Origin of the sequence: Synechococcus sp. H55.9, from assembly GCF_047462355.1 — a bacterium.
GTDB lineage: Bacteria > Cyanobacteriota > Cyanobacteriia > Thermostichales > Thermostichaceae > Thermostichus.
Map to the genome: position 1 here is coordinate 1 of NZ_JANSJB010000207.1, position 1,051 is coordinate 1,051.

Annotated in this window: 1 pseudogene; it reads right to left on the reverse strand. The window is 55.4% G+C overall.

Features of this window, described 5'->3' with window-relative positions:
- A pseudogene (locus NW857_RS13160) lies at positions 1 to 1,051 on the reverse strand (glycosyl transferase family 1); the annotation flags it as partial.

The following is a 1,051-nucleotide window of genomic DNA, read 5'->3' on the forward strand; positions in this document are numbered from 1 at the left end:
AGCAGAGGGATCCTCTTTGACCAGCTATGATCTCCCCCTGCCAGATCATGTGAGAAGGATCCAGCATCTGGTCAATCCGCTTGCGGTCTTGCTCCGAGCCAAACTCCACATAGATAACCTTGATGCCCTTGAGCCATGGCTTCAAGCTAGTCAACACCTCCACCCCCTGCCCACCTGTTGCCAACCTCAGTACATCGATGCGCTCCAGACCTAGCTCCTGCAAGGCTGTCTTAGCTTCTCGAAAAGCCAGCACCTGCTCCACTCCCCACTCTGTTTGAGAGTCTTCTGGCCAGAGACGACGAGTCTTATAGCCATCCTTTCCTGCCAAGCCCACTGGATGCACATGGCAGTTGCCCAAACTCAGAGCATTCTGCTGCAGCAGGTGTAAGGCCAAGGGATCCACTTCAAAACAGTGAATGACCGCCTGCGGATGAAATGTTCGGAAGCAGGCGCTCGCTACCCCCACTCCAGCTCCGACATCCACCACCAACTTAACCTCTGGAAGTAAGGAAGCAGTTGGCTCGTAAAGCCGGCTGAGGTTGGCGACCGTCTCCCCATACTCAACGCCTTCGTACCCTCGTAGCCAGGCTGACGGAGCAGAACTGTCCTTTTGGATTAAGTCAATGAGAAAAGTTTCTGTGATTCTTCCTGCATTGGCAAAGACGAGCTGATGATCTTCTCCTAAGACAAAGGCAAAGCTGGCTTTGAGGGGCTGCTTCAGTCTCTGGAGATCCTCAACCGTGCACACAGCCACATCAAACACTGGCCAGCTTGCTGGCTCTCCTGTTAGCTCATGCACCCGCTCAGCCACGCCCCTCTGCTGCAAGAGGGCACAGGGATCCACAAAGCTCCCTTCCCCATACAGCTCCAGGCGTGGCAAGTCCAGCAAATCAGCAGCAATCACCCCAGGACAGCCGCGGCTGAGAAACACCTTGAGCCGCTCTTGCACCCGATGCAGCTCTTGCACAGGCTCATACACAGCCAGGCGGGTGTCTATCAGGTGAGAGTTAGCCGTGCTGACAAAGTGACGCACCTCGGAACGAGGCGAGTA